Source organism: Pseudomonas artemisiae, assembly GCF_057128685.1.
On sequence record NZ_JBSKHS010000005.1, the window covers coordinates 65002 to 91820 of the forward strand.

The following is a 26819-nucleotide window of genomic DNA, read 5'->3' on the forward strand; positions in this document are numbered from 1 at the left end:
ATGCTTGATTCACAGCACCGTCACTCCCCTTACCCTACAAACTAAATCGAGATACCAAGCGGTTAAGGTCTGCGGCCAGCCGCGCCAGCTCATGGCTGGACGCGCTGGTTTCGTGGGCACCGGCGGCTGTCTGTACCGAGAGGTCGCGGATGTTGACCAGGTTGCGGTCAACTTCCCGCGCCACTTGGGCCTGTTGCTCGGCGGCGCTGGCGATCACCAGGTTGCGTTCGTACATCTCGCTGATTCCCGACGTGATCGCCTCAAGCGCGGTGCCAGCGCTCTTGGCCATTTCCTGAGTTTGCTGGGCGCGGGCGGTGCTGCTTTCGATAGACATCAGGGCCTGGCTAGCACCGCTGCGCATGCTGGTGACCATTTGCTCGATTTCCTGGGTCGAATTCTGGGTGCGATGCGCCAATGCCCGCACCTCGTCCGCCACCACTGCGAAGCCTCGGCCAGACTCCCCCGCCCGAGCTGCCTCGATAGCCGCGTTCAAGGCCAACAGGTTGGTTTGCTCAGCGATTGCCCGAATCACATCTAACACCTTGCCGATGTCTTGGGACTGCCTGGCCAGTGCCTGCACCAGCGTGGAGGTGCTTTCCACTCCGGTGGACAACTGCGCGATCGCATCAATGGTTGATGACACCTTGGTTTGCCCCATTTGGGCGGCCTGATTAGAGGCCTTGGAGGCTTCCGACGTGGAGACCGCGTTGCGGGCGACTTCGTCTACCGCGGCGCTCATCTCGTTTACCGCCGTGGCGGCCTGTTCGATTTCATCGTTCTGTCGCTGTAACCCTTGCCCGGCTTGCTCGGTTACCGCGTTGAGTTCCTCTGCGGCGGCGGCAAGCTGGGTCGAGGAGCCGGATATCTCGCCCAGGGTTTCGCGCAGCCTTTGCTGCATCTGGGCGAGGGACAGTTGCAATTGGCTTACTTCATCGCGCCCCTGCACTTCGATGCTTTTGGTCAGGTCGCCCTCAGCCACATTGCAGGCAGTTTGCACGGCGCTTCTAAGTGGCAACACAATGCTGCGGGTCAGCAACCAGGCCAGGACAATAGTGACCACGGCGGCCAGGGCGATCACCAGGCTTACTACCCACTGAGAGCGGGCATACTGCTCGGTGGACGCTTTACCCTCACCCTCAATGCCTTTTCCGTATAGCTCGCCCATGGCCGCCAACTGCGCGCCGGTGCCATCGACCACGGGTTTCATATCTACCAGCAGCAGCTTGTTGAGCGCGTCTCTATCGCCGGTACGGGCTAGCACGAACGAGTCGGCCATGCCCTTTTGGTAGGCGTGAAAATCGTTGCTGAACTGACGATACAGGGTCTGTTCTTCAGGCGTGTCGATAAACGCCTCAAAGGCCTTGAGGTTTTCCATCAACGCCTTGTTACGTACCTCGTACTGGCTCATGTAGGTGTCGATGTTCTTCAGATCAGGATCCAGCGCCATGCGCAGGGAAATGGTGCGAACCCGCAGCATGTTTTCCCGGATGGTATCGACCAGGCGAATACTCGGCACCCAATTGGTTTCGATGATCACCGCCCGCTCGCGGATACTGGCCATCTTGTTCAATGAAAACAGGCCCAGGAAACCTACCATCAATGCGATCAAGCCAAAGCCGAAGGCAGCGCGTGGAGCCACTTTCCAGTTACGTAAAAGCATAATGACCTCGTGAGCCAGTACGGGTAGGGTTGTCCGCTCAAACAAGCGTATCGACCACTTATCCCTTAGCTTGAGTCAGCGGCGCCTATCGCTGGCCTCTGCCAGGGCAAAAAAGTATCGGCCCTAGGCCAGCACCGTGCTGGTCAGGCACTTGGCCGCTGGGTATGCTGCGCCTCAACGTGACCTTTACACGGGCCGCTTGTTGCCCGCGCCAGTGCTGCCCTACGTACCCTCTAACAATAAGGATTTTCTGCATGCCCCTGCCCCGTGTCGTGGTATTCGGCGAAGCGCTAACGGATATCGTGCAAACCACCCCTGGCCACTGGCGGGGCTATCCAGGGGGCGCGCCTTGGAACGTTGCGCGTACCCTTAGCCAACTTGGGGTATCAAGCGCATTCGGCGGCGCTATCAGCCAGGACTCATTGGGTGAAGAAATCGCCGAGAAATCCAGGGCTGCTGGCCTGGACATTCGGTTTATACAACGCGTAAACGCCGACCCTCTAGTGGCTATCGTGCCGTCCAGCGCGCCACCGCGGTATTTCTTCGCGGGGGAAGCGGACCTGGGTTTCGACCTCGGGCAATTACCCGAAGGCTGGTTAAACGAGGTGGAGCTGTGCCATTTCAGCTGTATCAGCCTGGCCCGGGAGCCTTTAGCTTCCCTGTTGGTAGACACCGCGAAACACGCCAAGGCCGCAGGCAAGGCCATCAGCTACGACCCTAACTGGCGTAACCTGATGACCGACCATTACCGGGAACACACCTTCCCTACCCTCGCCAGGCTCGCCACCACCATCAAGCTGTCCGACGAAGACCTTCGGCATATCTACCCCGGCCTGGATGAGCAGCAGGCCCTGAAGGAACTGCGCTACCTCAACCCGCAGGCAGACATACTGTTCACCCAGGGCGAGCGCGGGCTGGTGCTCTATACGCCACAGGCCACCTTCGAGCAACCTGCGATTCCGGTCACAGTGGCGGATACCGTAGGCGCGGGCGATGCCAGCATGGCGGGCTGGCTGGCCTCCGCGCTGTTGGGCATCACCGACCCACACCACCGCTTGAGGTTCGCGGCGGCCTGCGCGTCAGTGTCCTGTAGCCACCCTGGCGCCTATTCCCCTACCCGCAACGAAGTACAAGCGCTGATGGCTCAGGCGATGGATTAAGCGGCCTTACCCATGGACGCTGTAACTGACGGCATCGACCGGCATGGGTAGCGCGTCGATTCTGTGAATCAGGCCCGCGCTCTGGGCCTGACCAGGGTCTAGGATACGCGGCGCGGCGATCAAGCACTGGGACACATCCAAGGGAGCCCTGGCACCCTGGGTGCGCTCCTCCACGATGCGCGAATACAACTCCAGGTCGTAATCCAGGCTCATGGCGTATTCGGACATCCGCGCGTGGTCCACGGAGCCGTGCAGGTTCCAGTGAAACGGGTGGAACAAGAACTTACTGTGCTTGCAGGCCGTACGCTGCTCGCCGGCCAGGAAAATAATATTGCCCATGGACTCTACGGTGCCCAGGTTATGGGTATGTACGGGCACCGGCAGGGCGGTCAGGAAGTTATAGAGCGAGAATCCGTAGCTGCACTCCCCACCCATGGTCGCGATCTTGATAACGATCTTAGAGGCGCCCTTTTGGGTGGCCAGTGAGCACTTTTCGATAAGCTCGCCGGTGGAAGTGGCGTTGATGGACGCGGTAAAGTGAATGATATGGGCCGTCATGGGTAACTGCTCTCCATGGGTTGAAGTGAAGTGAACCCAGCGCCCAAGTGGCAAGCCTGCCAAGGGCGAGCGTCATGAACTGTTGAGCCGGGCCGAGGCAGGCAGTTCAGGCCATACATCGGAAGGATAAGCGGCAGTCCCGCAGCCGGTTAAGCACAAGCCAGGCTTACTTCCACACACCTTGATGGCATCCAACGCGCCTAGGTTGGGCGGCATCTTTCTATTGTTATAGGACGGTTATCTAATGCTCGTGCCCCGCTCGCTCACTTGGCCGCTGTGCGTGATTGCCCTGTGCGCGCCTGTGCCGGTCGCCCAGGCGGCCACGCCTGCCAAACACGCCCCGACCAAGCATCAGCCCGCCCAAGGCGTTGCAGTGTCCTTGCTCAAGGGCGCGCTGCGCTTCACGCTACCCACAGGCTATAAGAGCGAGCCTTTGCCGCCGGGGAATGCCAGCACCGGTACCGCGGGCGCCAAGGGCACGCTGTATATGAACGATGCGCACAAGCGCATTGTGGTCACGACTGAACTACCCATCCAAGGCGATGCGCCGGTTGCAGGAGACCAGCGCTTCCTGGCCGGTGCCAGCGCAGGCTTTATCAGCAAACAGGCACAGGCGTTGCCGAACTTTCACTCAACCAAGGAGCAACGGGTGACCCTGCACGGCTTGCCCGCGCAACGGATAGACGCCACGGCCACGGTGGGCGGTGGCAACACCCTCACTACGTACTTCATTGCCGCGCAAGGCCAGCAACTGGCGGTGGTTCAGGTAATTTCTCGCATCAACGACAAAGTCGGGCATGAAGCCGCCGTAAAGCGGATGCTCACGGAGCAACGCTGAGGCTGAGGCAAACAAAAAGGGCGACCCTTGCGGATCGCCCCTACGTGCCCGGTATGCCGGGGCTCCAAACTGGTAGGCACAATTGGACTCGAACCAACGACCCCCACCATGTCAAGGTGGTGCTCTAACCAACTGAGCTATGTGCCTGCTGTGGCGCGGCATTCTACGGATATTCCAAGCCCTGTCAACGGTTATCCCGAGCTGCTACGGTCCTAGCCTTCACCGCGCAATAGGACCCTACATCTCATAGCAGCAGGGCTCGCCCGCGACCAGATCCAGTACGGTGGCACCACCGGTCGCGGTAACGCGGTTGGCGCCAAGGCCTGCTGCTACGGTGTGGCCTGTATGTTCCCGTAGCAGCCGAGCTTGCTCGCGACCAGATTCAATACGATGCCGAGACGGTCGCGGCCAAGGCCAGCTGCTACGAGAGGTATGGCTCCACTTGCGAGGTGGCGGAGACGGTATCTACGGGGCCCAATCCGCCTTGCGTAGCAGCAGGCCCTGGGAACTGTCATAAAGCCATCATCTTGGCTTGATACAAGGCAGGCTGTTTATCCCGCCCGAGCTTGCCATTGTGTTTAAATTTCGCCGTGCCCGCCCCACTACGCCACGCCCCCTTTTGCGGAAGGTCCGCATTGGCCCACGGCTGTTTGCCGGGTTCGCGCTCTGTGCGCTGTTACTGCTGGGGCTGGGATTGTTTTGCCTAGGAGAGATCCGCACTGTACGCCACCAGGCCGAGGTGATCGAACGCGGGCCGCTGTCGAGCATCGCTCAGGCCGACGCGGTTGCATTGGACCTGGCCAAACTACGCACCGAGGCGGCCCTGTTGCTTAGCTCCGCGGCAGACCCGGCCGAAATGGTCAACCGGCGCATTGCCCTGGAAGAATTGGCCAACAGCCTGGACCGGGGCTTTACCGGCTATTTGCAAACCCTGGCGCCTGGCACCGAACGCGAAGCCGTTGAAGTGCTGCAAGGGGCGTACCTTCCGTTTATGGCGGCCCTTAAAGAAGCCGTAGCGCTGATTGACCAACAGCGCCCGGCTGAGGGTGTGCAAAAGGTGAGCGAAGCACTGGGGTTGCAGGCCGGGCTGATGGACATGCAAGTACAACTGTTGCGTGAACTCAACAAACAAACCTCGGCGCAGGCGCTGGAACAGGCCGCCAACGCGGCCGAGCGAACCGTACGGGTAGTACCTGCGGTCACCGCCGTGGCACTGGTAATCATGCTGATACTGGCCTGGCGAATGACCTTGAGCATTACCGCGCCCTTACGCCAAGCGGTACAGGTCGCACGGGCGATTGCCAATGGGGACCTGCGGGTAACCATCGATGCCAATGGCGCAGACGAAAGCACCCAGTTGCTCGCCATGCTGGGCCATATGCGCGACCAGCTCCATGGCCTACTCAGCCAACTGGGCGCCAGTGTCGACCGGCTCAATACCCAAGCCTTGAACATGGGGGCAGTGATGCGCAACAGCGCGGAGGATTTGCGCCTGCAATACGTAGAAATCGAGCAAGCCGCCACCGCGGTGAATCAAATGAGCACGGCTGTGGAAGCGGTAGCGGCCAATGCCCTGGCCAGCTCCGACGCCTCCCGCACCTCGGCCAGCGCCGCCTTCGACGGCCAGGCCCAGTTGAACGCTGCCATGGGCGATATCGACCTGTTGGCTAATCAGGTGGGCAGCGCCGCCGCCCAAGCCCAAAGCCTGGCCGGGCAAACCCGGCATATCCATAAAGTACTGGATGTGATCCGCAACGTAGCCGAGCAAACCAACCTGTTGGCCCTCAACGCCGCCATCGAAGCGGCCCGCGCGGGGGAAGTGGGCCGTGGTTTTGCGGTGGTTGCTGATGAAGTACGGGGGTTGGCCCACCGCACGGGCGCCTCCACCCGCGAGATCGAGCAGATGATGAGCGAGATCCACCAGGGTACCGAGTTAGCGGTGCAAGCTTTGGGCGAAAGCGCCGCCCAGGCAGACCGTACCCGGGCACGTGCCGTCACCGCCCGAGATACCCTGGGCAATATCTGTGACGCAGTCAAAGGCATCGACGACCGCAACCAGGTGATCGCAGGCGCCGCCGAGCAACAGGCCCAGGTGTCGAGAGAGGTGGACGGCAAACTGCTGCGGATTCGCGACCTGTCGCTGCAAACCGCCACCGGCGCTACGGACACCCAAGGCGCTACCCAGGCGCTGGGCAACCTGGCCGTAGAGCTAAAGCAGATGATGGGACGGTTCGTGCTCTAAACCCCAAGCCAAACGAGCGATAAGCGAGCCTAAGCCATTGCGGTGCAACACCGTTCCAGCGGCGTAGTCTGAACCTCAGTCGCCCGCCTTATCGGTAATCGCAATGGCCGTGTTTCCCTCCTTTCGTAACCGCCGCTGGCTTGCCCTGGCGGCCCTGGGGCTTTTCCTGGCGGTGGGCATGCCCTATGGCTGCTCTCGCCTGGCGTATAAAGAGCGCGAGCTGATCTTTAACATCGAGCCGGGCCCGGCCAGCTGGTTCAGTGGCCTGCCTGCTGGCGTGGTGGAGATGAACATCCCTGTTAAAGGCAAGCTGGCCACCTCAGAGCAGTATGTGCATGCCTGGTGGTGGCCCGCTCAAGCCCAGGGCGCGCCTGCGGCGCTGTACCTGCATGGCACCCGTTGGGACCTGACCGCCCAGTTGCGACGTATCGGGCAATTGCGGGCGATGGGCTTTTCGGTATTGGCCATCGACTACCGGGGCTTTGGTCAAAGCCCTGGGACCTTGCCATCGGAAAGTAGCGTCTATGAAGATGCCGAAGCGGCTTGGGCACGTCTGGTCACGCTACAGCCCAATGCCGACCAGCGCTTTATTTACGGGCACTCCCTAGGTGGGGCGATTGCGGTGGAGCTGGCCGAACGTATTGGCCAGGGCGATGCGCCCCAGGCAGCCGGGCTAATGATTGAATCCACCTTCACCAATATGGGCGATGCGGCCCAGGCCGTGATCAATACCTCGCTGCCGGTGCGCTGGCTGCTCTCGGAAAAATTCGACTCGGTAGACAAAATCGGCAAGGTGAAGATGCCAGTGCTGATCGTTCATGGCACCGATGACAAGTACGTGCCATCGCGCTTCAGTCAGGCGTTGTTTGCTGCCGCCGAGCCGCCCAAGCGATTGTTGCTGGTGCCTGGCGGTACCCATAACAACAGTATGGGCGTGGGCGCTCATGAGTACGTCATGGCCGTTAAAGAACTGTTTGGCATTCAGGCCACGCGCACGCCATCGAAATAACATTTTCTTCAGAACCTTACGCGGCGGCGCGCAGTCTGTAGCTCAATCCTGGAGCCCCCGCTATGAAAGAACCTATACGCCCGCAAGATCGCCCTGAAGAACCCATCCAAGAAGAAGAAACCCCTGGGCTGTCCCAAGACGAGAAACAAGAAGTCGATGAGAGCAAAGCCCCTCGCCCAGCAGTGCTGCACGAGATCATCCGCAGTGAAGGCGACCATGAATTGGAGCGCAGTGTGGCGGCCCTGTTCTGGTCCGCCCTGGCGGCGGGGTTGACCATGGGCCTGTCGCTGATGGCCATGGGGCTGCTCAACGCGCGCTTGCCAGAAGGTGACCCTAGCCATGTGATCGCAAGCTTCGGTTACTCGGCGGGCTTTTTGGCAGTGATTCTCGCCCGCCAGCAGCTGTTTACCGAAAACACCCTGACCGCCGTGCTGCCAGTGATGACCAACCCGACCTTGGCCAACTTTGGCCGCCTGCTGCGGCTATGGGGCGTGGTATTGGCGGGCAACCTGGCGGGCACGTTGCTGGTGTCCTGGGTGATGTTGCGCTTGCCTATCTTCGACCCGGCAACGGATGCAGCCTTTTTAGACATCGGCCATAAGGTGATGGAGAACTCCATTGGGCAGATGTTCGCCAAGGGGATTATCTCTGGCTGGATGATCGCCACGCTGGTCTGGATGATCGCGGCCCTGGATAACGCCCGGATCTGGATGATCATCATGGTCACCTACCTGATGGCCCTGGGCGACTTCACCCATATCGTGGTCGGCGCCGCCGAGGTGTCCTACCTGGTATGGGCAGGCGAGTTGCCTTGGAGCGAGTTCTGGATGAGCTTTGCCGGCCCTACCCTGGCTGGCAATATCATCGGCGGCAGCCTGATCTTTGGGCTGATCAGCCATGCGCAGATCCGCAGTGATGCCTCTACCGGCTCCGGCGCTCGTCAGGGCCGTTGAGCCACCTCACCATTGGCCGCGGCGGCATCGGGGGCCGCGACCTCTCGCCACCAAGGCTGACCAGGCTGGGGGGCGAGCAGGTCCAGGCGCTCCCCAAGGCGCGGGGTGGCCAGGGGCATGTCAGCCGCCGCGGCCAGCCCCGTGATGCGCTCGAAGGGTTCCTGCCAGGCATGGCTGGACAGGTCGAAGGTGCTGTTATGAATAGGCACCATCCAGCGTGCGTTGACATCCTGCGCCGCCTTTAAGCTTTCTTCGGGCTGCATGTGAACGCTAGGCCAGGCCACGTTATAGGCGCCGGTTTCCACCAACGCCAGGTCGAAGGGCCCATAGCGCTCGCCAATGCGCTTGAAGCCGTCGAAGTAGCCAGAATCCCCTGTGAAGAACACGCGCCAGGCCGGGGCGATCATCACCCAGGACGCCCACAGCGTTTCATTACTGTCGGTCAGGCCCCGGCCGGAGAAATGCTGCGCGGGGGTGGCCACGAAGCGGATACCGGCTACATCGGTATGTTGCCACCAGTCCAACTGGCGGATTTTACTGGCGGGCACACCCCATTCGGCCAAGGTGTCGCCCACGCCCAGCGGCGTCAGAAAATGCTCGGTGGTAGCCGCCAGCGCCTGAATACTGTGGTAGTCCAGGTGATCATAGTGGTTATGGGACAGCACGATGGCGGTCAATGGCGGAAGCTGAGCCAAGTCAATGGGTGGGGCGTGGAAGCGCTTGGGCCCCGCCCATTGCACAGGCGAGGCCCGCTCGGAAAATACCGGGTCAGTGAGGATGAACTGCCCATGCACCTTAATCAGCACCGTGGAGTGGCCCAGCCGCCACAGACTGTTGTCCGGAGCGGCCAGCAATGCTTGGCGTGACAGTGCCTGCATCGGTAAGGCCGCCGCGGGGCGGGTATAGGGTGGCTTGCGCAGCAGCAGGTATTTAAAGCCGATACGCAGTTTTTTCAAAAAGCCCTGCTGGGGCGAGACAGTCAGGTTTTGATAGCGGCCGTCCACCTGGCGCGAACCTGGCAGCGCGGTGTCTTGTTCACTGGCATTCACTAGGGGCAAAGCCATCAGCAACAGCACTCCCATGGCAACGATCGATCTCATTGAATGGCCTCCCCGGCCTGTCAGCTTTCAGCATACAGAGGCCAGGGCCTAGGTGCATGGCCCAACCAGCCCGTTCGCCAGGCGGTGGTCTACACTTGCAAGAATCTCTACTGGCCTGGCCTGTCGAGACAAGCGTTGGCCCGGCAGTAAGCAGGGCTGTCCAGCGCCGCAAAGATGATCGAGTACCACCGTCGATCAAGGCGCTCCGAACGGTAAGGTGTCTGCATAAGGAAACGGCCGAACCATGAACATGATCGCGCCTGCGCCCTCCCTGCCCCCTTCATTCATGCGTACCCAGCGTTTCTTGCTGATCATGGCAACCGCGTGCCTGCTGGTGTTCGCCATCGCCCTGGCGACCGTATTCACCCTTGCCAACCGCCTGGACGCCGCCGAAGGCGAAAATACTCGGTTTCTTATCGAAAAAGCCCTGGACGCGCGCATTGCCGGCAATACCGCCATTTTGCTCAACAATGCCATTTGGGATGAGGCCTACCAAGCCCTCGCCAATGGCCCGGTGAACCGCCAGTGGGCATTGACCGACGGTAACCTGGGCGACACGTTGTACAGCACCTCGGGCTACGAAGCGGTCTTTGTGATCGACCGCAGGCTCACTCGTTACGCGCTTTACAAGGGCAAGCTCAGCGAGGCGCCCTTCAGCGCGTTCATTGACGTGAGCCAGGATGGCATTGTCGATGCCGCGCGCGCCGCCGCGCTGGGCCATAGAGGCATCGCTCAATATGTGTTGCTCAACGGATGGCCTGCCCTGCTGGTCGCCGCGGCCATCCAACCTGTCACCTCCCCTCCGGCAATAGACCCTCAACAGCTACCAGTGATGGTGTTCGTGGATCAGCTCACCCCTGAAAAACTGGCCTTGCTAGGAGAAAGTTTTGGCCTGAAAAAACTCGGTGTGGATCGCCAACCCGGCGCTCGGGCGCACATGCCGTTGGACCATACCGGCTTTTATATGAGCTGGGCATTGGCCCGGCCAGGGGCTGAGTTGCTGTGGAGCGTGCTACCAGGCTTGTTGACCATTGCGGCGATTCTTAGCCTGGTGTTTGGGTACTTTTTCTACTTCGCCACGCGCGCCTCTCGACAACTGAACGAACAGATGCAGGTTTTGCGAGCCAGTCATCGCGCCTTGGAGGCCAGTGAGCAGCGCTTTCGAGCCGTAGCCGAAGCCGCCTCCGACTGGATCTGGGAGGTAGATAGCCGGGGGCGGCTTACGTATTTGTCCAACCGCTTCAGCGAAGTGACCGGCTACCGCCTGGAGAGCTGGCTGGGCGTGCCCATCGATCAATTGCTCAACTGCGAGACCACCCCCATCGCGCCTTGGCTGGCCTCGCTGCCGGAACACCCCACCGCCTCCTCCACCTTGCGCTGCGTCTACCGGGATGACAAAGGTGAACGGCGCTTCTGTAAGGTGTCGGCGCGGCCCATTTTCGACGGTGGCTTGGTAGTAGGCTTTCGTGGCATCGCAAACGACATCACCGACGAAGTCGCCGCTCACGCGCAAATTCAGCACCTGTCCATGCACGACGCCCTCACGGGCTTGCCTAACCGCAACCTGCTGGCCGGTTACTTGGAAGACGCCCTGGCCCCGCGCGAGGATGCACCGCCGTTAAGCCTGATTCTTATCGATCTGGACAACTTCAAGCACATTAACGACAGCCTGGGCCACCCTGCTGGGGATGCTGTACTACGAGAAGCCGCCAAGCGCCTCAAAGCCTACACCCGAGACCTGGACCTCGTCGCGCGGCTGGGCGGTGACGAATTCGTGCTCATCTTGTGTGGTCTGGAAAAGCGCGTGGAGATCGACCGGTTTTGCCAGCGCTTGATAGACAGCTTGCAGCAACCAGTCGCCTACGCCCAGCACAGCCTGCAGGTCGGCGCCAGCCTGGGGATCGCGCAAAGCCGCCTGCAAGGCTACGACGGGCATGAATTGCTGCGCTGTGCCGATATCGCCTTGTATGAAGCCAAGGCGGATGGCAGAGGCACGTGGCGGTATTTTTCCGAACGGATGAGCGAGCGGATTCAACATCGGCGCCGTTTGGAAAACGAACTGCGCCTGGCGATCCACAACCAGGAGTTTGTGCTGCACTATCAGCCGCGTTATCAGGTGGATGGCTTGGCCATCGTATCGGTGGAGGCACTGGTGCGCTGGAACCACCCGGTCGAAGGGCTGACAGGCCCGGATACGTTTATCGCGTTGGCCGAGCAGTCGGAACTCATCGTGCCCCTCGGCCGTTGGGTGCTGCAAGAAGCGTGTCGAACCGCCTGCCTGTGGCCCCAACCGCTGATCGTTTCGGTCAACCTGTCACCCGCTCAGTTCGCTCACAGTGACGTGGTCAAGGATGTACGGGACACCCTGATCGCAACCGGCTTGCCCGCCCAGCGGCTGGAGCTGGAAATCACTGAAAACGTGATGCTGACGGCGGTGGACAATGCCTTGTCAACCATGACGGCCCTCAAGGAGCTGGGGGTCAGACTGAACATGGACGACTTCGGCACCGGCTATTCGTCCCTGGGTTATCTGCGCGCCTATCCTTTCGACAGCATCAAGATCGACCGGCGCTTTGTGACCGCGCTTACGGGCAGTACAGCCACTGAGGGCGACCGCGCTGTAGTGCGGGCCATTATTCACCTAGGCCAAGCCATGGGCATGACCGTCACCGCCGAGGGCGTTGAAACCGAGCAACAACTGTATGCCCTGACGATGGATAAATGCCATGAAGTGCAGGGTTACTTCTTGAGCCGGCCCATAGATGCACAGGCGCTGCTGGCATTATTGGCCTTACCCCCGGCTGCGCAGGTGCAGGGCCGCCTACGGGCCGGCTGACCGGCTGCCCTAGGCTTACAAAAGCCCGCATGCCTCGTTAAACTACGGGGTCAACCCCTTGCGCACAGTGGTTCTAATGGCAAATTTCAGTGCAGACCTGGCGCTTATCGGCCGAATAGAGGCCGTTCCTAATATGCTCAAGGTGCTGTGCGACAGCACAGGATTGCGCTTCGCGGCAGTGGCGCGGGTTACCGATACCCATTGGACGGCCTGCGCGGTCGAAGATCGCCTGGGTTTTGGCTTAGGCCCAGGTGGGCAATTGGCATTGAAAACCACCCTGTGCGATGAAATCCGCGATAGCCATCGCACCATCGTGATTGACCATGCCAGCGCCGACCCGATGTACTGCAATCACCACACCCCCCGCCTGTATGCCTTCGAAAGTTATATTTCAGTGCCGTTGTTCTATCCCGACGGCTCGCTCTTCGGCACCCTCTGCGCCTTCGACCCAAAGCCCGCACAGCTGCGCAATAGTTCTTCGGTAGCGGTCGTCGAATCCTTTGCTCAGCTATTGTCCAGCCTGATGGAAGCCCAGGAGCGCCATCAGATGACCGAGCGCGCCCTGCTGCTGGAGCGGGACGCCGCCGAGCTGCGCGACCAGTTCATCGCGGTGCTGGGTCATGACCTGCGCAACCCCCTGTTCGCCATGACCGCTGGGGCCGAGCTACTACTGCGGCGTGGGCAAGATGCTCGCACCACGTCGGTGCTGGGCCATATCGTCACCTCAGGCCAGCGGGCCTCGAAGCTGGTGGCAGACGTGCTGGACTTCGCCCGTGGCCGCTTGGGTGGCGGCATTACCGTCAAGCTGGCTCCCTGTCCAGATCTTTCAGGCTCACTGCGCCATGTGGTGGACGAAATCCAGGCCGTTTATCCCGACCGGCTACTGCAGCTGGACATCGATAAGATCGACGGCGTGATCTGTGATCGCGAGCGCATGGCGCAACTGGTCTCAAACCTGGTGAGCAATGCGGTGATCCATGGCGCCAAGGACACTCCGGTGAGGGTGAGCGCCCAACGCAGCCCCGATGGGCTGGTGATCAGCGTGCATAACCAGGGCCCGGTCATCGAAGGGCCTGTGCTGCTGCAGCTGTTCCAGCCGTTCAGCCGCCGCGGGCAGAATCGCGCCGGGAATGGCCTGGGCCTGGGTTTGTACATCGCGCAACAAATCGCCATTGCCCATGGTGGCCACTTGGCTGTGGCCTCATCCGTCGAAGCAGGTACCTTGTTTAGCTTTTACCTGCCGCAGTTGCCTCCTCAACCGGCTTGACCTTCGGTCGGCGCCGCATTCAAGGCCGGTGCGGCGCGGTCGATGACCTGACAACTCCCCCAGGCTGCTCAGGTGCGTGCGATGTTCGGTAAACAACAAAAGGCGGAACTGGCCGCGTTGCGTGAAGAACTGGCTTTGATACAGCAGATTCGTAACGGGCTGGACCACGACACCATCGCCCTACGCCTGGACGCCCAAGGCCGAGTGGTAAGCGTCAACGCCAACTTTGAAAAAGAAATGCTCTATAGCCAGGCAGAGCTGGTGGGCAAACCTTTGGAAGATATCGTTCCGGGGCATGTGAAGCAGGACCCTTTTCACCAGCGGGTGCGCAATGCCCTCACACGCGGCGAGCATTTTTCCGGTACCTTGCGCCTGCTGCGCAAGGACGGCCGCGAGGCCTGGCTGCGGGCCTTGATGCAACCAGGCAAAGCTCTCGACGGGCAAGTGCTGGGCTTTTATATCTTTGCCAGCGACCTGACCCGCACGATCGAAACCTCCCGCGAGCAAGAGGGAGTGATCAAGGCCCTATTGCGCTCCACTGCGGTGATTGAGTTCGACCTGCAGGGCCATGTGATCACGGCCAATGACCGCTTCCTCAATGCCATGGGCTATCGCCTGGAGCAGATCAAGGGCAAACACCACCGGCTCTTCTGCCAGCCTGAAGAGATTAATTCCCCTGGCTATCAGGCCTTTTGGGAACAACTGCGCAGAGGCGAATACGTGGCCAGCCGTTTCCAACGGGTAGACAGCCACGGCCGTCCCGTATGGCTGGAGGCCTCCTACAACCCCGTACTGGACCCTAACGACCGGCTGATCAAGGTGGTGAAGTTCGCCACGCTGATCACCGACCAGGTTAACCGTGAAAAGGCCGTGGCCGACGCCGCCAACCTCGCTTACAGCACTTCGGTGCAAACCGACAGCAGCGCCCACCGTGGCGCGGATGTAGTGCAGCAAACCGTTGCGGTGATGCGCGACCTGGCCAAGCATATGGAAGAAGCCGCCGCCGGCATTGGTGCGCTGGACCAGCAAAGCCAGGTGATCAGCACCATCATCAAAACCATCAGCGGTATCGCCGAGCAAACCAACCTATTGGCGCTCAATGCCGCCATCGAAGCAGCACGGGCCGGTGAGCAAGGCCGGGGCTTTGCGGTGGTCGCCGATGAGGTACGCCAGTTGGCCTCACGCACGACCCAGGCCACGGCGGAGATTGCCGGTGTGGTGCAACGGAACCAGAAACTGGCCTCGGACGCGGTAAGCGTCATCAGTACCGGCAAGCAACAGGCCCAGGACGGTCTGGCCCTGGCTGGCCAGGCGGGCAATGTGATCGTGGAGATTCAAGATGGCGCCCGGAAGGTAGTAAGCGCCGTGGGGCAGTTCACTACCCAGTTGGGCAGTTGAACCAACCGAGCCGGGTAAGGCTGCTACGGCGGCCTCTATCGGCGGTAGGAGCGAGCGCAAGCTCGCGAAGAGACAGCGCAGGTAAAGATGCATTGTTCGCCAGCTCATGCTGGCTTCTACATTACGGCCAACGGTCTCTACGTGTGACGATACGGCAACGACTGACGCGCGTCCTCGGCGTACAAGGTGATGCCCTCCCGCTCGCGTTCGAGAAATTCCGCCACTGCCGCACGCAGGCCTGGGTGCAGCAGATAGTGCCAGGAGCGCGTGATCACTGGCTCGAAACCACGAATAAGCTTGTGCTCCCCTTGGGCTCCGGCATCGAAACGGGCCAAGCCCTGAGCAATGGCGTGGTCCATGCCTTGGTAGAAGCAGGTTTCGAAATGCAGCCGGTCAAATTCGGCCAGGCAGCCCCAGTAGCGGCCATATAACGTGTTGCCGTCCACCAAGCAGAAGGCCATGGCCACGGGCCGGCCAGCGTGGTAGGCAAACACCACTTGTATGGCTTCGGGCATGCGCTCGGCCAACAGGCTGAAGAACGCTCGGGTCAGGTAGGGATCCTGGCCCCGCACTTCGTAAGTATTGGCGTAACAGGCGTAGACGAAATCCCACTGCGCCTCGCTCAAGGCGCCGCCCCCCTGCCATTGGAACTCGAACCCTTGGGCCGCCACCTGCTCGCGCTCCTTGCGCATTTGTTTGCGCTTGCGTGAACTCAAGGCATCGAGAAAGTCCTGGAAATCCCGGTACCCCCGGTTTTGCCAATGGAACTGGCAACCCCAACGCTCCAGCCAGCCTGGCTCGTTCGCCATGCGCTGGTCCAGGCTGGGCTCGGTGAAATTCACATGGGCGCTGGAGTAACCCCGGGTGGCGATATGCTCGGGCAGTGCCTGTAATAGCGCCAGGCCCTGGTCCAGGTCCGCGGCCAACAGCCGAGGGCCGGTAACGGGGCTGAAGGGCACCGCGCACAGTAGTTTCGGGTAATAAGGCAGGCCGGCACGACGACAGGCGTCGGCCCAGCCATGGTCGAACACATACTCGCCGTACGAGTGTTGCTTACGATAGGCCGGCATCGCCGCTACCAATTTTTCTCCTTGCCACAACAACAGGTGCTCAGCCTGCCAACCGGTACCGGGGCCCACGCTGCCACTCTCTTCAAGGGCACTCAAAAATCCATGGCGCAGAAAAGGCTGGCCGCCCGGCAATAAGCCATCCCAGGTTGCGGCGGACACGTCCGCCAGGCAGGTCGCGGTTTCCACTGTCATCTACTTCATCCCCAAGGCGCCTGTTGCCGCGAGTATCGCGTAAAAAGCCGCTGGAATCATTGCCAAGTGCGCCAGCGGCGCAGTCGTGGATACAGGCATTTTGCCTGCAATGTAGTGGCAAAGCCCACGCCAGAGCTGTTCCGCCCGCTGCGTTTGTCACGAATTTGCCATCTGGCAGCCACTAGCCTGTCATACGCGCTCGCAATACTTGCGCCAGTTTTTAGAAGACGGGGGCGGCCCTCAGCCCAGCCCCGCACTCACGTCCATCGGACCTGTTTTGGGGTGGCCACCATCCCGTTTTTTAACCTGGGAGAACCTTATGCGTCTTGTTTCAACACGTACCGGAGCAGGTGTATGCGCGGCCTTGCTATTGGCTGCCACGGTGCCAGCTCATGCTGGCGTGGACGATAAGCTGCTTGAAATGCTGCGTGCCAACGGTTCGATCAGCGCTAACCAGTACGCTGAACTCAAAGGCGAATTGGTCAAGGAGCAAGCGGCGCAACAGCAAGCCGTCGCCCAGCAAGTGAAGAAAGAAGACCTCAGTGCCTTCCAGCAGAAAGTGGCCTGGGCTTCTAAAACCCAGATCAAGGGCGACGTGCGCCTACGCTACGAAGACCAAAACACCGATGGCGCCGCCAGCAACAGCGGCAAGGACCAGGACCGCCAACGCGTACGTGCCCGCTTTGGCGTTTACAGTGAGATCAACCCACAAGTGGACGCCGGTATTCGCCTGGCCACCGGCAGCAGCAGCGATGCCCGTTCCACCAACGAGAACTTGGACAACTACTTCGTGAAGAAGAGTTCCTGGATCGACTTGGCCTACCTGGACTGGCACCCCACCGCGCTGCCTAACCTGCACCTGATCGGCGGCAAGATGATCCAGCCTTGGGTCAACATGGGCGACGTGATCTGGGACGGCGACATCAACCCTGAAGGCGCGACCGCTACCTACAAGCACGCTATCGGTGGGAAGTCTGAGCTGTTCGGCAGCGCTGGCTACTACAACCTCAAGGACAACGTGGACGGCGAAGGCGTACAGTTCCGTCACGACCTGCGCATGTATGCAGGGCAATTAGGCGGCCGCTTTGGTGTAACCGACAACTTGAAGCTGACCGTAGGCGGCAGCGTTTACAGCTTCGATGGCGACGGCAGTGATACCCGTACCACCCTGTCCATCAACGGCAACAGCGCTGGCGAACAATTCAAGCTGTACGAAGGCTTCGCCCAGGTAGACGTAAGCGGCTTGCCGATCCCTCTGGCGGTATATGGCCAGTACGTAAAGAACGCAGACGCCAGCACCGACCAAGACGTGGCCTGGTTGGCCGGTGCCAAGACCAAGGTGTTCGACAAGTGGAGCCTGGACTACAACTACCGCGACGTGCAGCGTAACGCGGTGGTCGGTGCCTTCACTGACTCGGACTTTGCGGGGGGCTTCACCGGTGCGCGTGGCCACAAGTTCAAGGTCAGCTACGACATCGACAAGAACTTCGCCTTGGGCGCTACTTACTTTATGGCTGAGTCTGACACCTACGTTACCGCCAAGCGCGACGCTGACGTCGACACCCTGCAGATGGACCTTGAAGCCAAGTTCTAAGCTCGCTTAATCGCTTGCGTTACACCTGACGGCCCACCCTCGGTGGGCCGTTAGCGTTCCAGCTCAGGGAACAATACGCTGGTATAGCCGAACCGGCCAAAGTCCGTGATGCGCGAAGGGTAAAGGCGGCCGATCAAGTGGTCGCATTCATGCTGAACCACGCGCGCATGGAAGTCGTGCGCCACGCGCTGGAGGGGCTTGCCGTGAGCATCCAGGCCTTCGTAGCGAATATGCTTGTAGCGCCCTACCATGCCGCGCAAGCCTGGTATCGACAGGCAGCCTTCCCAACTCTCTTCCACTTCTGGGCTGAGCGGCGTAATCAAAGGGTTGACCAGCACCGTGCGCTCTACGGCAGCCGCGCCAGGGTAGCGTTCGTTGCTATCGAAACCGAACACGATCACCTGCAGGTCCACGCCAATCTGCGGGGCCGCCAGGCCAACGCCTCCAGCCTCGTTCATGGTTGCGAACATGTCCGCAACCAGCTCATCCAACTCATGGCTACCCATCAGCGCCTCGGGCACGGGGGGCGCTACCCGCAACAAACGCTCATCGCCCATCTTCAAAATGTCGCGGATCATAAGCCCCCCTTGGCTGCTATCAGCTCTTGGCGCCGCCACCCAGGCCGGCACGGTCTTCTTCAGTGCCCGAAGACGGCACGCCTGGTGCTTTTTCGCCTTTGTCTTTGCCTTCCTCGGACATATGCTCGATCACGGCATTCATTTCCGCGCCCAACAACAATACCGCTGAAGAAATATAGAAGTACAACAACAGGATGATGATCGCCCCGATGCTGCCGTACATAGCGTTGTAGTCCGCAAAATTCTGTACGTAGTATGCAAAGCCCACGGAGGCGATGATCCATACCACTACCGCCAAAACCGAACCGGGCGTCAGAAAGCGGAAGCTTTGGTCTACATCTGGGATCAGGTAGTAAATCAACGCCACGGCCGCCATCAACAGCACTACCACGATGGGCCAGCGGGCCAGGGTCCAGATGGTCACGGTAAGGCTTTCCAGCCCGATGTGCGCGGCGATCCAGTTCATCACTTGTGGCCCAAGCACCATCAGCGCGGCGGCGCACAGCAACATGCCCGCCAAGCCCACGGTGTATAGCATCGACAACGGTAAGCGCTTCCACGCGGGGCGCCCCTCTTCCACGTCGTAGGCGGCGTTGAGCGCGCTCATCAACGAGCGGATGCCCGCCGAGGCGGTCCACAGCGCGGCGATGATACCGAAGGACAGTAGCCCACCTTTGGATTGCTGAAGCTGGTCAATTACCGGGTTGACCGAGTCCAGTGCCTTGGGCGGCAACACCATGCCCGCCTGTTCACGCAGCCACGAGAAAAAATCCGGCAAATGCAGAAAGCCGATGAGTGCAATAAGAAAGAGCAAGAAGGGGAACAGCGAAAACAGCATCTGGTAGGCCAGTGCCGAGGCATAGGTGGACATTTCGTCCTTGGAAAATTCCTGCACCGTGCGCACCAACACCTTGGTCAGCGGCAGTTTCTTCATATTTGGGAAAATCATGTAGCGGCTCCTGTCTCTGCCCCTTGACCCAATGGGCCATTCCTTGTGTTTTCGCCGTGCCTGAAAAGCACAGCGGCCATCCTAGGATGACCGCTGGGGTACGCTTAAGTTTAACAGCGTAACGGGGCTTTACTTGGTGGCCTTGTGAACGGCGTCTTTGGCGTCGTGTGCCGCACCTTTGACATCGCCTTTCACTTGCTGGGCTTCGCCCTCGAGTTCGCGAGCTTTACCTTTAGCCACGGTTTCTGGGCTATCAGTGGCTTTACCAACGGCCTGCTGAGCATTACCCAAGGCTTCGTTGGCCATGCCTTTGATCTTGTCTCCAGTCCCACTCATGACGCGTACTCCTAGGTGATGATTGAAAATATTCAATCGGCATAAAGATGGACATACCGTCTCGCTGCGGAGTTCCAAAGATTCATGAAGACTAAAATAGCCCGACCAAGGGTTATTTCGGCAAGCGAATGCCATCGTCATTGATGACCAACTGCCCAGCCTTGTACAGCGCACCTATGGCTTTTTTGAAGTTGCCCTTGCTCACACCGAACTGCTGGGCGATCACCTCAGGCGCGCTACGGTCACTCAAGGGCAGGCTGCCACCGGCGGCACGCAAGGCGGTAAGAATCTGCCCCTGCAAACCCTCCACCGCTTGCTGGCCAATGGGCTGCAGGCTCAGGGCAATCTTGCCATCGGCCCGCACTTCCTTGATGTAGGCCGTTTCGCGCATGCCGCTGCGCAAGAACTTGAACACTTCGTTCTTGTGGATCAGGCCCCAGTGAGCGTTCTCGATAATGGCGTTGAACCCTAAGTCGGTCTGCCCTGCCACCAGTACCTGTACCGCTTGGCCTGCCTTATAGCTAGCCGGGATTTTGTCCAGGTAACGATCAACCTTGGCGCTGGCAGTGATGCGCCGAGTGCGCCGATCGAGGAACAGGTGAACGATGCAATAATCGCCCTGCTTGAGCGAACGCTTCTCTTCAGAGAACGGCAACAGCAGGTCCTTCGGCAGCCCCCAATCCAGGAAGATACCGATGCCGTTGATTTCGGCCACCTTGAGGCTGGCAAAGTCGCCAACCTGCGCCTTGGGCCGCTCGGTGGTCGCTAGCAGTTTGTCCTCGCTGTCCAGATACACAAAGACGTTGAGCCAGTCCTCGATGTCATGGGGTGTGTCCTTGGGGATGTAGCGGTTAGGCAAGAGAATCTCGCCATCCGCGCCCCCATCCAGATACAGCCCGAAATCTGTTTGCTTGACCACTTGCAAGCTGTTGTAGCGACCCACCAAAGCCATGTTCGACACCTTCGTTGACAGGCCATTAGTGTAACTCACGCCTGCCCAAGCCGTGGCCTTCGAAGGCTCAGGGGTTAACTTGAAAGCTGAAGCGTTACATCTAGTGTCTGGGAATCGACAGGCGGTAGCCTATCGCAGGCGTTGGCGGGTATCCTTGGAGCCGTCTAAAACGGGGCTAAGGCCCGAAACCCGCCACGCTGGCCGGCCTGCTCAAGGCCCTGCCCGCGCGCCAGGGAGCATTGCATGATCAAACCGAGCCTGATGTTGACCGCGGGCCTGTTGGCCGCCCCTCACCTTCACGCCCAAACCCTGCAGCGGGAATTGGGCGACTTCGACCTAAAATTGGGCACCACGCCTTCGCGCAGCATGGCCCAGGGCCTGGTAGCACCGGGCACCGCCGGTTCCTTTCACGGGGGTATCGACGTCACCCATGACAGCGGCTGGTATTTTGGCCAATGGTCGCCAAGCGTGGGCCTGACGCCGGACAGCGACTTCGAGCTAGACAGCTACCTAGGCTACAAGCAACGGGTAGTGTCAGGCTTCGGATACGAGCTAGGGGTGATCGGCTACACCCGCCCAGACATCGAAAACGGTAACAGCCACCAGTTGTATGCCGGCATGCGGGTGTTCGAAAGCCGTTTCGGCGCAGCCTGGAGCGAGGCCGTCGACAGCCGCTCCGGCACCCTGTTCGCTGATTTCGGCCAACTGCCTCTGCTAAACCTGGACCTGACGGTAAAAGTCACGCGCTATAGCCTCAGCTCCCCTTATGCATTGGGGGACGGCGAGTTGGTAAACGGGTTCAGTGACTGGTCCATGCAAGTGTCACGGCCGTTGATGGGGGTAGACTTGAACCTGGTTTACAGCGCCTCAGACCTGCGCAACGGGGCCTGTGTGGCCTATTCAGGGCACAACCCTACCTGCGACAGCATGGTAACGCTCAAGGCGCAACGGGCGTTTTTCTAAACGCCCTATACCCGCTGATCCCTGATTCGACCTTAAGCGGTCAGGCTCGCCTGCTAGAATGCAGCGAACGCCGCCGAACGCTGCCCGGCACCATAGGTGGAAGCAGGCGCCATGTTCCCGGCCAAGGTCAGGCACCAGTATTCGGTATCACGTTGCAAGTCCAAGGCCTGAGGCAGGCCGATATGAACGAACCCAAGCGCTTCATGACTGGCGATCACCTCAGGGTCGGTAACGCTCAAGCCTGTATACACCGCCAGGTACCCCTGTGCTTTAAGGTGATCGAGCAGCGAACGATACAGCGAGCGGAGCAAGCCTGCGCGTCGCCCTTCGGCGGTCATATAAACGGTCACATCCACTGACCAGCGTAGCGCCAGAGGTGCCTTATGGGCGCGGGCGTAAGCGAAGCCGACGATGGCGTCATTGCATTGAGCAACCAGAAACGGATAGTGGCCGCGGGTAGACGCCAACAAGCCACAGATATCGGGGTCGTTGTCGCCCGGTATGGATACACCGTTGCTGGAGTGAGCATGAATCGCGCGTAAAGCGCGGCAATCGCCGACACGCGCGGTTCTAACCAGGTAAAACGTCATAAAACAGACACCCTGAAAAAATTCCCGTAATGCGAGGAATCCGTCGCAAGCAAAATCCTTGAACCTAAGCGCGCAGGATGGATCCAACAATCCTTCCGTGCAAGCTTACGCCGATGTGAGGCACCTGTAGGCGACAAAAGTGCCCTAGGCATGTACAAGTAGATGGCCAATGGCCAGGAATGTGATCGACCTCCCACTCCAGCGCCTGAGCACGCCAGGAGTGAGGTAGGTCGTAAAGGGTGTGCTGGGTAATAGATGCAGGCCGGTGGGGTTAGCCGAATAGCCAATAGCCCAGCGCGGTCAGCACAACCACGGCCAATACGGGGCGCAGTATGCGGTAAGCCTTGGGGTGCTGGCGCTTGAAGTGCTTGACTCGGCCGCTGATACCGTCACTAAACCGTTTGCTCCAAGCATAGGCTTGGTTAATCCCGCCCACGCGCTCGTCATCCAGGTTTTGCGGCGCGGTGGCCCGCCCCAGGAATGCGCTAACGCTGCGGTTGACCCGGGTCATGAAACGGTTAGACAGCGGCCGCTCAATATCGCAGAACAAAATTACGCGCGTGTGTTCGGTTTCGTTCTTGACCCAGTGGACATAGGTTTCATCAAACATCACGTCTTCGCCATCGCGCCACGCATAAGGCTGGCCATCCACGTAGATGCGGCAGGCGTCGGAGTTCGGCGTCGCCAACCCCAGGTGATAACGCAGTGAGCCCGCGAAGGGGTCTCTATGAGGGTTGAGGTGGCTACCCCCTGGCAAGAGGGCGAACATCGCGCCTTTGACGTTAGGGATAGCACTGACCAATTCCACCGTCCGGGGGCATAGGGCCATGGCTGAGGGCAGAGGTTTGTCGTACCACTTCAGGTAAAAGCGCTTCCAGCCTTTCTTGAAGAACGAGCCGAAGCCTGCATCGTTGTTTTTCTCCGCGGCGCGGATGTACCCCTCGTCGAACAGGCGCATGGCCTCTTCGCGGATCACACCCCAGTTGCTGCGCAGCACGTCCAGCTCAGGGAAGTGGCTACGGTCCAGGTAAGGCCGCGAGGGCACACTGGAAAACAGATACATCAAGGCGTTGTACGGGGCAAAGAGCGCCGAATGGTTGACGAACTGACGCAGCACCGGAAGACGCGCCTTGCCACGCAAGTGCACGTAGAGCGTGCTGCCGATGAAGGTCAACAGCACGAGGGCCTTGACGGTGAACGAGAGAGACATGCCGGGCTCCTGGGGTTAGGCAGGGCGCCATGATACACCTGAAGCCTCCCGCGCACAGACCAAGGGCGCAGCGGCTTGACCGACGTCACCTGCGAACGTCTTGTGCACAAGGAAGTCCATTAAGCATGTCAATGGAGGCCCTCTGATGAAACCACGCTACCGCTGGCCACTGGTGGCCATCGTCACCCTGGTTGTGCTGCTGATCCTCGTGCAGGTCGCCCTGCCCTACCTGGTACGCAACTACCTTAACGACAAGCTGCGCGATATGGGCGCCTACAGTGGCCACATAGACGACGTAGACATCGCCCTATGGCGCGGCGCCTACACGCTTAACGGGTTGAAGGTCACCAAAGTGGACGGCAAGGTGCCTGTGCCGCTGCTGGACATTCCACAAACGGACATTGCCGTGAGCTGGCACTCCTTGTGGTACGACCATGCCGTGGTCGCTCGCATGGACTTCACCCGCCCAGTGCTTAACTTTGTGGACGCGGGCGCGAACAAACAGGCTTCTCAAACCGGTGAAGGGACCGACTGGCGCGCGCAGTTGGAAAAACTGCTGCCGATCACCCTGAACGAAGTACGGGTGGACCAAGGCAAGGTAACGTTCAACAACTTCACCTCCAAGCCCCCGGTAAAGCTTGCGGCCACGGACATTCAGGCCAGCCTGTACAACCTCACCAATGTAGAAGATGCCGAAGGCAAGCGTGACGCCCGCTTCGAGGGTAAGGCTATGCTATTTGGCCAGGCGCCTTTGGATGCGAAGGCAACCTTCGACCCCTTCAGCAATTTCGAGGACTTTCAATTCCGCTTGCGCGTAACCGATATCGAGCTTAAGCGAGTGAATGATTTTGCCTCCGCCTATGGCAAGTTTGACTTCAACGCAGGTCACGGCGATGTGGTGGTGGAAGCTGAAGCCAACAAAGGCCAACTTTCCGGCTATATCAAACCGCTACTGCGTGACGTTGATGTATTCAATTGGCAGCAGGACGTAGAAAACCAGGACAAGGGCTTTTTCCGCTCGGTTTGGGAAGCGCTGGTGGGTGGGACTGAAACCGTGCTGAAGAATCAGCACAAAAACCAGTTCGCGACCCGCGTGGCCTTGAGCGGTAATGTTCACCGGCAGGACATCAGCCCACTGCAGGCCTTCTGGGAAATCCTCCATAACGGTTTCGTGCAGGCATTCAGTGCCCGCTACGAGCAGGCACCGCCAAGCAAGGACTAACCGCCGCGGGCGGTGAATTCACACTGCCCGCAGGTTATGATCCAGGCCTACCCCTACAAGGAGCGGCGCATGAAATTCGAAGGAACACCGGCCTATGTGGCGACCTCCGACCTTAAGCTTGCGGTGAACGCGGCTATTACCTTGGAGCGCCCGCTGTTGGTCAAGGGCGAACCCGGCACGGGCAAAACCCTATTGGCCGAGCAACTGGCCGAGGCCTTCGGTGCGCGCTTGATCACCTGGCATGTCAAGTCCACCACCAAGGCCCAGCAGGGGCTGTACGAGTACGATGCGGTCAGCCGCTTGCGCGATTCGCAATTGGGCGTGAGCACCGTGCACGATGTGCGCAACTACCTCAAAAAGGGCAAGCTCTGGGAAGCATTCGAGGCCGAGGAACGGGTGATCCTGCTGATTGACGAAATCGACAAGGCCGACATCGAGTTCCCAAATGACTTGCTGCAAGAACTCGACAAGATGGAGTTCTACGTTTACGAGACCAACGAAACCATCCGCGCCAAACACCGCCCCATCATTATCATTACTTCCAATAATGAAAAAGAATTGCCCGATGCGTTCCTGCGCCGGTGCTTCTTTCATTACATCGCCTTTCCTGACCGAGACACCTTGCAAAAGATCGTCGATGTGCATTTCCCAGGTATCAAGCAAAGCCTGGTAAGCGAGGCACTCGATGTGTTCTTCGATGTACGCAAGGTACCTGGCCTGAAGAAAAAACCGTCTACCTCCGAGTTGGTGGACTGGCTCAAGCTGCTGATGGCCGACAATATTGGGGAAGCGGTGCTGCGCGAGCGGGATCCGACCAAGGCCATCCCCCCCCTGGCTGGCGCCCTGGTGAAGAACGAACAAGATGTGCAGCTACTGGAGCGGTTGGCCTTTATGACCCGTCGCGGCAATCGCTGAGAGCGGCGGAGGTTTCATGCTGCTCAACCTGTTCAACGAACTGCGCGCCGCCCAGGTGCCGGTATCCCTACGCGAATGGCTGGACCTGCTGCAAGCGCTGGAGCAACGTGTGGTGTTCGCGGACATGGACGATTTCTACTATTTGGCCAGGGCGGTTCTGGTCAAGGATGAACGCCATTACGACAAATTCGACCGTGCCTTTGCCGCCTACTTCAACGGCTTGGAGGACCTTGGCGAACAGGTGCGGGCTTCAATTCCCGAAGAGTGGCTGCGTAAGGAATTCGAACGCTCCCTGACCCCCGAAGAGCGCGCGCAAATCCAGAGCCTGGGCGGGCTGAACAGGCTTATCGAGGCGTTCAAGCAACGCCTGGCCGAACAAAAGGCGCGGCACGCCGGTGGTAACAAGTGGATAGGCACCGGTGGCACTAGCCCATTTGGTTCGGGCGGTTACCACCCAGAAGGCATTCGTGTAGGCAATGCGGGAAAGCGCCAGGGTAAAGCGGTGAAGGTGTGGGAGCAGCGGGATTATAAAAACCTCGATGATCAGGTCGAACTAGGTACCCGTACCTTGAAAATGGCCTTGCGCCGCCTGCGCAAGTTCGCCCGCCAAGGCGCGGCTGATGAGCTGGATATCGACGGTACTATCGAACATACCGCCCGCGATGCCGGGCTGTTGAATATCCAATTGCGCCCCGAGCGCCGCAACACGGTGAAGTTGCTGCTGCTGTTTGATATCGGCGGGTCCATGGATGCCCATGTCAAGATCTGCGAGGAGCTGTTCTCGGCGTGCAGAACAGAATTCAAGCATTTGGCGTATTACTACTTCCATAACTTCGTCTATGAAGCGGTATGGAAGAACAACCTGCGCCGCAACGGCGAGCGCACGGCCACCCACGACGTGCTGAATAAATACGGGGCTGACTACAAGGTGATTTTCATCGGAGATGCGTCCATGGCGCCCTACGAAATCACTCAACCGGGCGGCAGTGTGGAGCACTGGAACGAAGAAGCTGGCGCGGTTTGGATGCAGCGTTTCAAGGCAAAATTCCATAAGCTGATCTGGATCAACCCTTACCCCAAGGACACCTGGCATTACACCGCCTCGACCCGCTTGGTGCGTGAGCTGATCGAGGACAAGATGTACCCCCTTACCCTAGCCGGGCTAGAGGAGGCCATGCGATACCTGGCCCGGTAGGAGCCAGCGAAGCTGGCGAACAGGCTATATGG

The 26819-nt window shown here is 59.8% G+C and carries 22 protein-coding genes, 1 tRNA gene and 2 pseudogenes; 14 read left to right on the plus strand and 11 right to left on the minus strand.

All coding sequences use genetic code 11. From position 1 onward, the window contains the following. Positions 1 to 34: 34 nt before the first annotated feature. The gene (locus ACWKV4_RS07840) at positions 35 to 1660 is read right to left on the minus strand and encodes a methyl-accepting chemotaxis protein (RefSeq protein ID WP_483831519.1); all 1626 of its coding nucleotides are present in this window, start codon (positions 1658 to 1660) and stop codon (positions 35 to 37) included. Positions 1661 to 1914: 254 nt separating this feature from the next. On the opposite strand from ACWKV4_RS07840, the gene ACWKV4_RS07845 reads away from it, so the two are divergent. After that, positions 1915 to 2820 carry a carbohydrate kinase family protein gene (locus tag ACWKV4_RS07845; protein WP_483831520.1) on the plus strand — a complete coding sequence of 302 codons (906 nt, stop codon included), beginning with the start codon at positions 1915 to 1917 and terminating at the stop codon, positions 2818 to 2820. Between the two features lie 6 nt (positions 2821 to 2826). Here ACWKV4_RS07845 and ACWKV4_RS07850 read toward each other — a convergent pair whose 3' ends face one another. Continuing rightward, positions 2827 to 3378, minus strand: a complete 552-nt coding sequence (locus tag ACWKV4_RS07850; protein ID WP_483831521.1) for an ATP-dependent Clp protease proteolytic subunit — start codon at positions 3376 to 3378, stop codon at positions 2827 to 2829. 244 nt (positions 3379 to 3622) lie between these two features. On the opposite strand from ACWKV4_RS07850, the gene ACWKV4_RS07855 reads away from it, so the two are divergent. Further along, positions 3623 to 4216, plus strand: a complete 594-nt coding sequence (locus ACWKV4_RS07855) for a hypothetical protein (protein WP_483831522.1) — start codon at positions 3623 to 3625, stop codon at positions 4214 to 4216. 70 nt (positions 4217 to 4286) lie between these two features. Here the strand turns inward: ACWKV4_RS07855 and ACWKV4_RS07860 are convergent. Further along, a tRNA-Val gene (locus ACWKV4_RS07860) sits at positions 4287 to 4363 on the minus strand. 427 nt (positions 4364 to 4790) lie between these two features. Between ACWKV4_RS07860 and ACWKV4_RS07865 the strand changes: the two genes are divergently transcribed. The 3 genes from ACWKV4_RS07865 to ACWKV4_RS07875 all read left to right on the plus strand — a co-directional run bounded on the left by ACWKV4_RS07865 (position 4791) and on the right by ACWKV4_RS07875 (position 8420). Continuing rightward, positions 4791 to 6458: a methyl-accepting chemotaxis protein gene (locus tag ACWKV4_RS07865; protein WP_483831523.1), complete on the plus strand. Its 1668-nt coding sequence runs from the start codon at positions 4791 to 4793 to the stop codon at positions 6456 to 6458. A gap of 103 nt (positions 6459 to 6561) precedes the next feature. Beyond that, positions 6562 to 7467, plus strand: a complete 906-nt coding sequence (locus tag ACWKV4_RS07870; protein ID WP_483831524.1) for an alpha/beta hydrolase — start codon at positions 6562 to 6564, stop codon at positions 7465 to 7467. Positions 7468 to 7529: 62 nt separating this feature from the next. Continuing rightward, positions 7530 to 8420, plus strand: a complete 891-nt coding sequence (locus ACWKV4_RS07875; protein WP_483831525.1) for a formate/nitrite transporter family protein — start codon at positions 7530 to 7532, stop codon at positions 8418 to 8420. Here ACWKV4_RS07875 and ACWKV4_RS07880 read toward each other — a convergent pair. After that, positions 8408 to 9520, minus strand: a complete 1113-nt coding sequence (locus tag ACWKV4_RS07880) for an MBL fold metallo-hydrolase (protein WP_483831526.1) — start codon at positions 9518 to 9520, stop codon at positions 8408 to 8410. The two genes, ACWKV4_RS07875 and ACWKV4_RS07880, sit on opposite strands and share 13 nt — an antisense overlap. A 244-nt stretch (positions 9521 to 9764) precedes the next feature. Between ACWKV4_RS07880 and ACWKV4_RS07885 the strand changes: the two genes are divergently transcribed. The 4 genes and pseudogenes from ACWKV4_RS07885 to ACWKV4_RS07900 form a co-directional block, all read left to right on the plus strand. Then, complete coding sequence (locus ACWKV4_RS07885) at positions 9765 to 12356, plus strand: bifunctional diguanylate cyclase/phosphodiesterase (RefSeq protein ID WP_483831527.1); 2592 nt, start codon at positions 9765 to 9767, stop codon at positions 12354 to 12356. 76 nt (positions 12357 to 12432) lie between these two features. Then, positions 12433 to 13623, plus strand: a complete 1191-nt coding sequence (locus ACWKV4_RS07890) for a GAF domain-containing sensor histidine kinase (RefSeq protein WP_483831528.1) — start codon at positions 12433 to 12435, stop codon at positions 13621 to 13623. Positions 13624 to 13704: 81 nt separating this feature from the next. Then, positions 13705 to 14481 (plus strand): annotated as a pseudogene (locus tag ACWKV4_RS07895) (PAS domain-containing protein); the annotation flags it as partial. A 105-nt stretch (positions 14482 to 14586) separates the two neighbouring features. Next, positions 14587 to 15021, plus strand: a pseudogene (locus ACWKV4_RS07900) (methyl-accepting chemotaxis protein); the annotation flags it as partial. 137 nt (positions 15022 to 15158) lie between these two features. Here the strand turns inward: ACWKV4_RS07900 and ACWKV4_RS07905 are convergent. Beyond that, positions 15159 to 16283, minus strand: a complete 1125-nt coding sequence (locus ACWKV4_RS07905; RefSeq protein ID WP_483831529.1) for a GNAT family N-acetyltransferase — start codon at positions 16281 to 16283, stop codon at positions 15159 to 15161. Positions 16284 to 16602: 319 nt separating this feature from the next. Here ACWKV4_RS07905 and ACWKV4_RS07910 point away from each other — a divergent pair, with 319 nt between their 5' ends. Further along, entirely contained in the window at positions 16603 to 17877 is a 1275-nt protein-coding gene (locus tag ACWKV4_RS07910) for a putative porin (RefSeq protein ID WP_483831530.1), read from the plus strand. Between the two features lie 50 nt (positions 17878 to 17927). On the opposite strand, the gene def is transcribed toward ACWKV4_RS07910, so the two are convergent. The 4 genes from def to ACWKV4_RS07930 form a co-directional block, all read right to left on the minus strand. Then, positions 17928 to 18455, minus strand: a complete 528-nt coding sequence (gene def, locus ACWKV4_RS07915) for a peptide deformylase (RefSeq protein WP_483831531.1) — start codon at positions 18453 to 18455, stop codon at positions 17928 to 17930. Positions 18456 to 18474: 19 nt separating this feature from the next. Further along, positions 18475 to 19404: a YihY/virulence factor BrkB family protein gene (locus ACWKV4_RS07920; RefSeq protein WP_483831532.1), complete on the minus strand. Its 930-nt coding sequence runs from the start codon at positions 19402 to 19404 to the stop codon at positions 18475 to 18477. 129 nt (positions 19405 to 19533) lie between these two features. Continuing rightward, positions 19534 to 19740, minus strand: coding sequence for a CsbD family protein (locus tag ACWKV4_RS07925; RefSeq protein WP_483831533.1), 207 nt, complete (start codon positions 19738 to 19740; stop codon positions 19534 to 19536). A 112-nt stretch (positions 19741 to 19852) separates the two neighbouring features. Continuing rightward, a complete protein-coding gene (locus tag ACWKV4_RS07930; RefSeq protein WP_483831534.1) occupies positions 19853 to 20692 on the minus strand; it encodes a CvfB family protein in 840 nt (279 codons plus the stop codon). A gap of 243 nt (positions 20693 to 20935) precedes the next feature. Between ACWKV4_RS07930 and ACWKV4_RS07935 the strand changes: the two genes are divergently transcribed. After that, positions 20936 to 21655, plus strand: coding sequence for a TorF family putative porin (locus ACWKV4_RS07935; RefSeq protein ID WP_483831535.1), 720 nt, complete (start codon positions 20936 to 20938; stop codon positions 21653 to 21655). A gap of 53 nt (positions 21656 to 21708) precedes the next feature. On the opposite strand, the gene ACWKV4_RS07940 is transcribed toward ACWKV4_RS07935, so the two are convergent. Both ACWKV4_RS07940 and ACWKV4_RS07945 read right to left on the minus strand, forming a co-directional pair. After that, positions 21709 to 22245, minus strand: coding sequence for an N-acetyltransferase family protein (locus ACWKV4_RS07940; RefSeq protein WP_483831536.1), 537 nt, complete (start codon positions 22243 to 22245; stop codon positions 21709 to 21711). Positions 22246 to 22516: 271 nt separating this feature from the next. Then, positions 22517 to 23455, minus strand: a complete 939-nt coding sequence (locus tag ACWKV4_RS07945) for an aspartyl/asparaginyl beta-hydroxylase domain-containing protein (RefSeq protein ID WP_483831537.1) — start codon at positions 23453 to 23455, stop codon at positions 22517 to 22519. A 145-nt stretch (positions 23456 to 23600) separates the two neighbouring features. On the opposite strand from ACWKV4_RS07945, the gene ACWKV4_RS07950 reads away from it, so the two are divergent. The 3 genes from ACWKV4_RS07950 (at position 23601) to ACWKV4_RS07960 (ending at position 26787) form a co-directional block, all read left to right on the plus strand. Then, a complete protein-coding gene (locus ACWKV4_RS07950) occupies positions 23601 to 24677 on the plus strand; it encodes a DUF748 domain-containing protein (RefSeq protein ID WP_483831538.1) in 1077 nt (358 codons plus the stop codon). 69 nt (positions 24678 to 24746) lie between these two features. Then, a complete protein-coding gene (locus ACWKV4_RS07955) occupies positions 24747 to 25592 on the plus strand; it encodes an AAA family ATPase (RefSeq protein WP_483831539.1) in 846 nt (281 codons plus the stop codon). Between the two features lie 16 nt (positions 25593 to 25608). Then, a complete protein-coding gene (locus ACWKV4_RS07960; protein ID WP_483831540.1) occupies positions 25609 to 26787 on the plus strand; it encodes a vWA domain-containing protein in 1179 nt (392 codons plus the stop codon). Positions 26788 to 26819 lie beyond the last annotated feature (32 nt).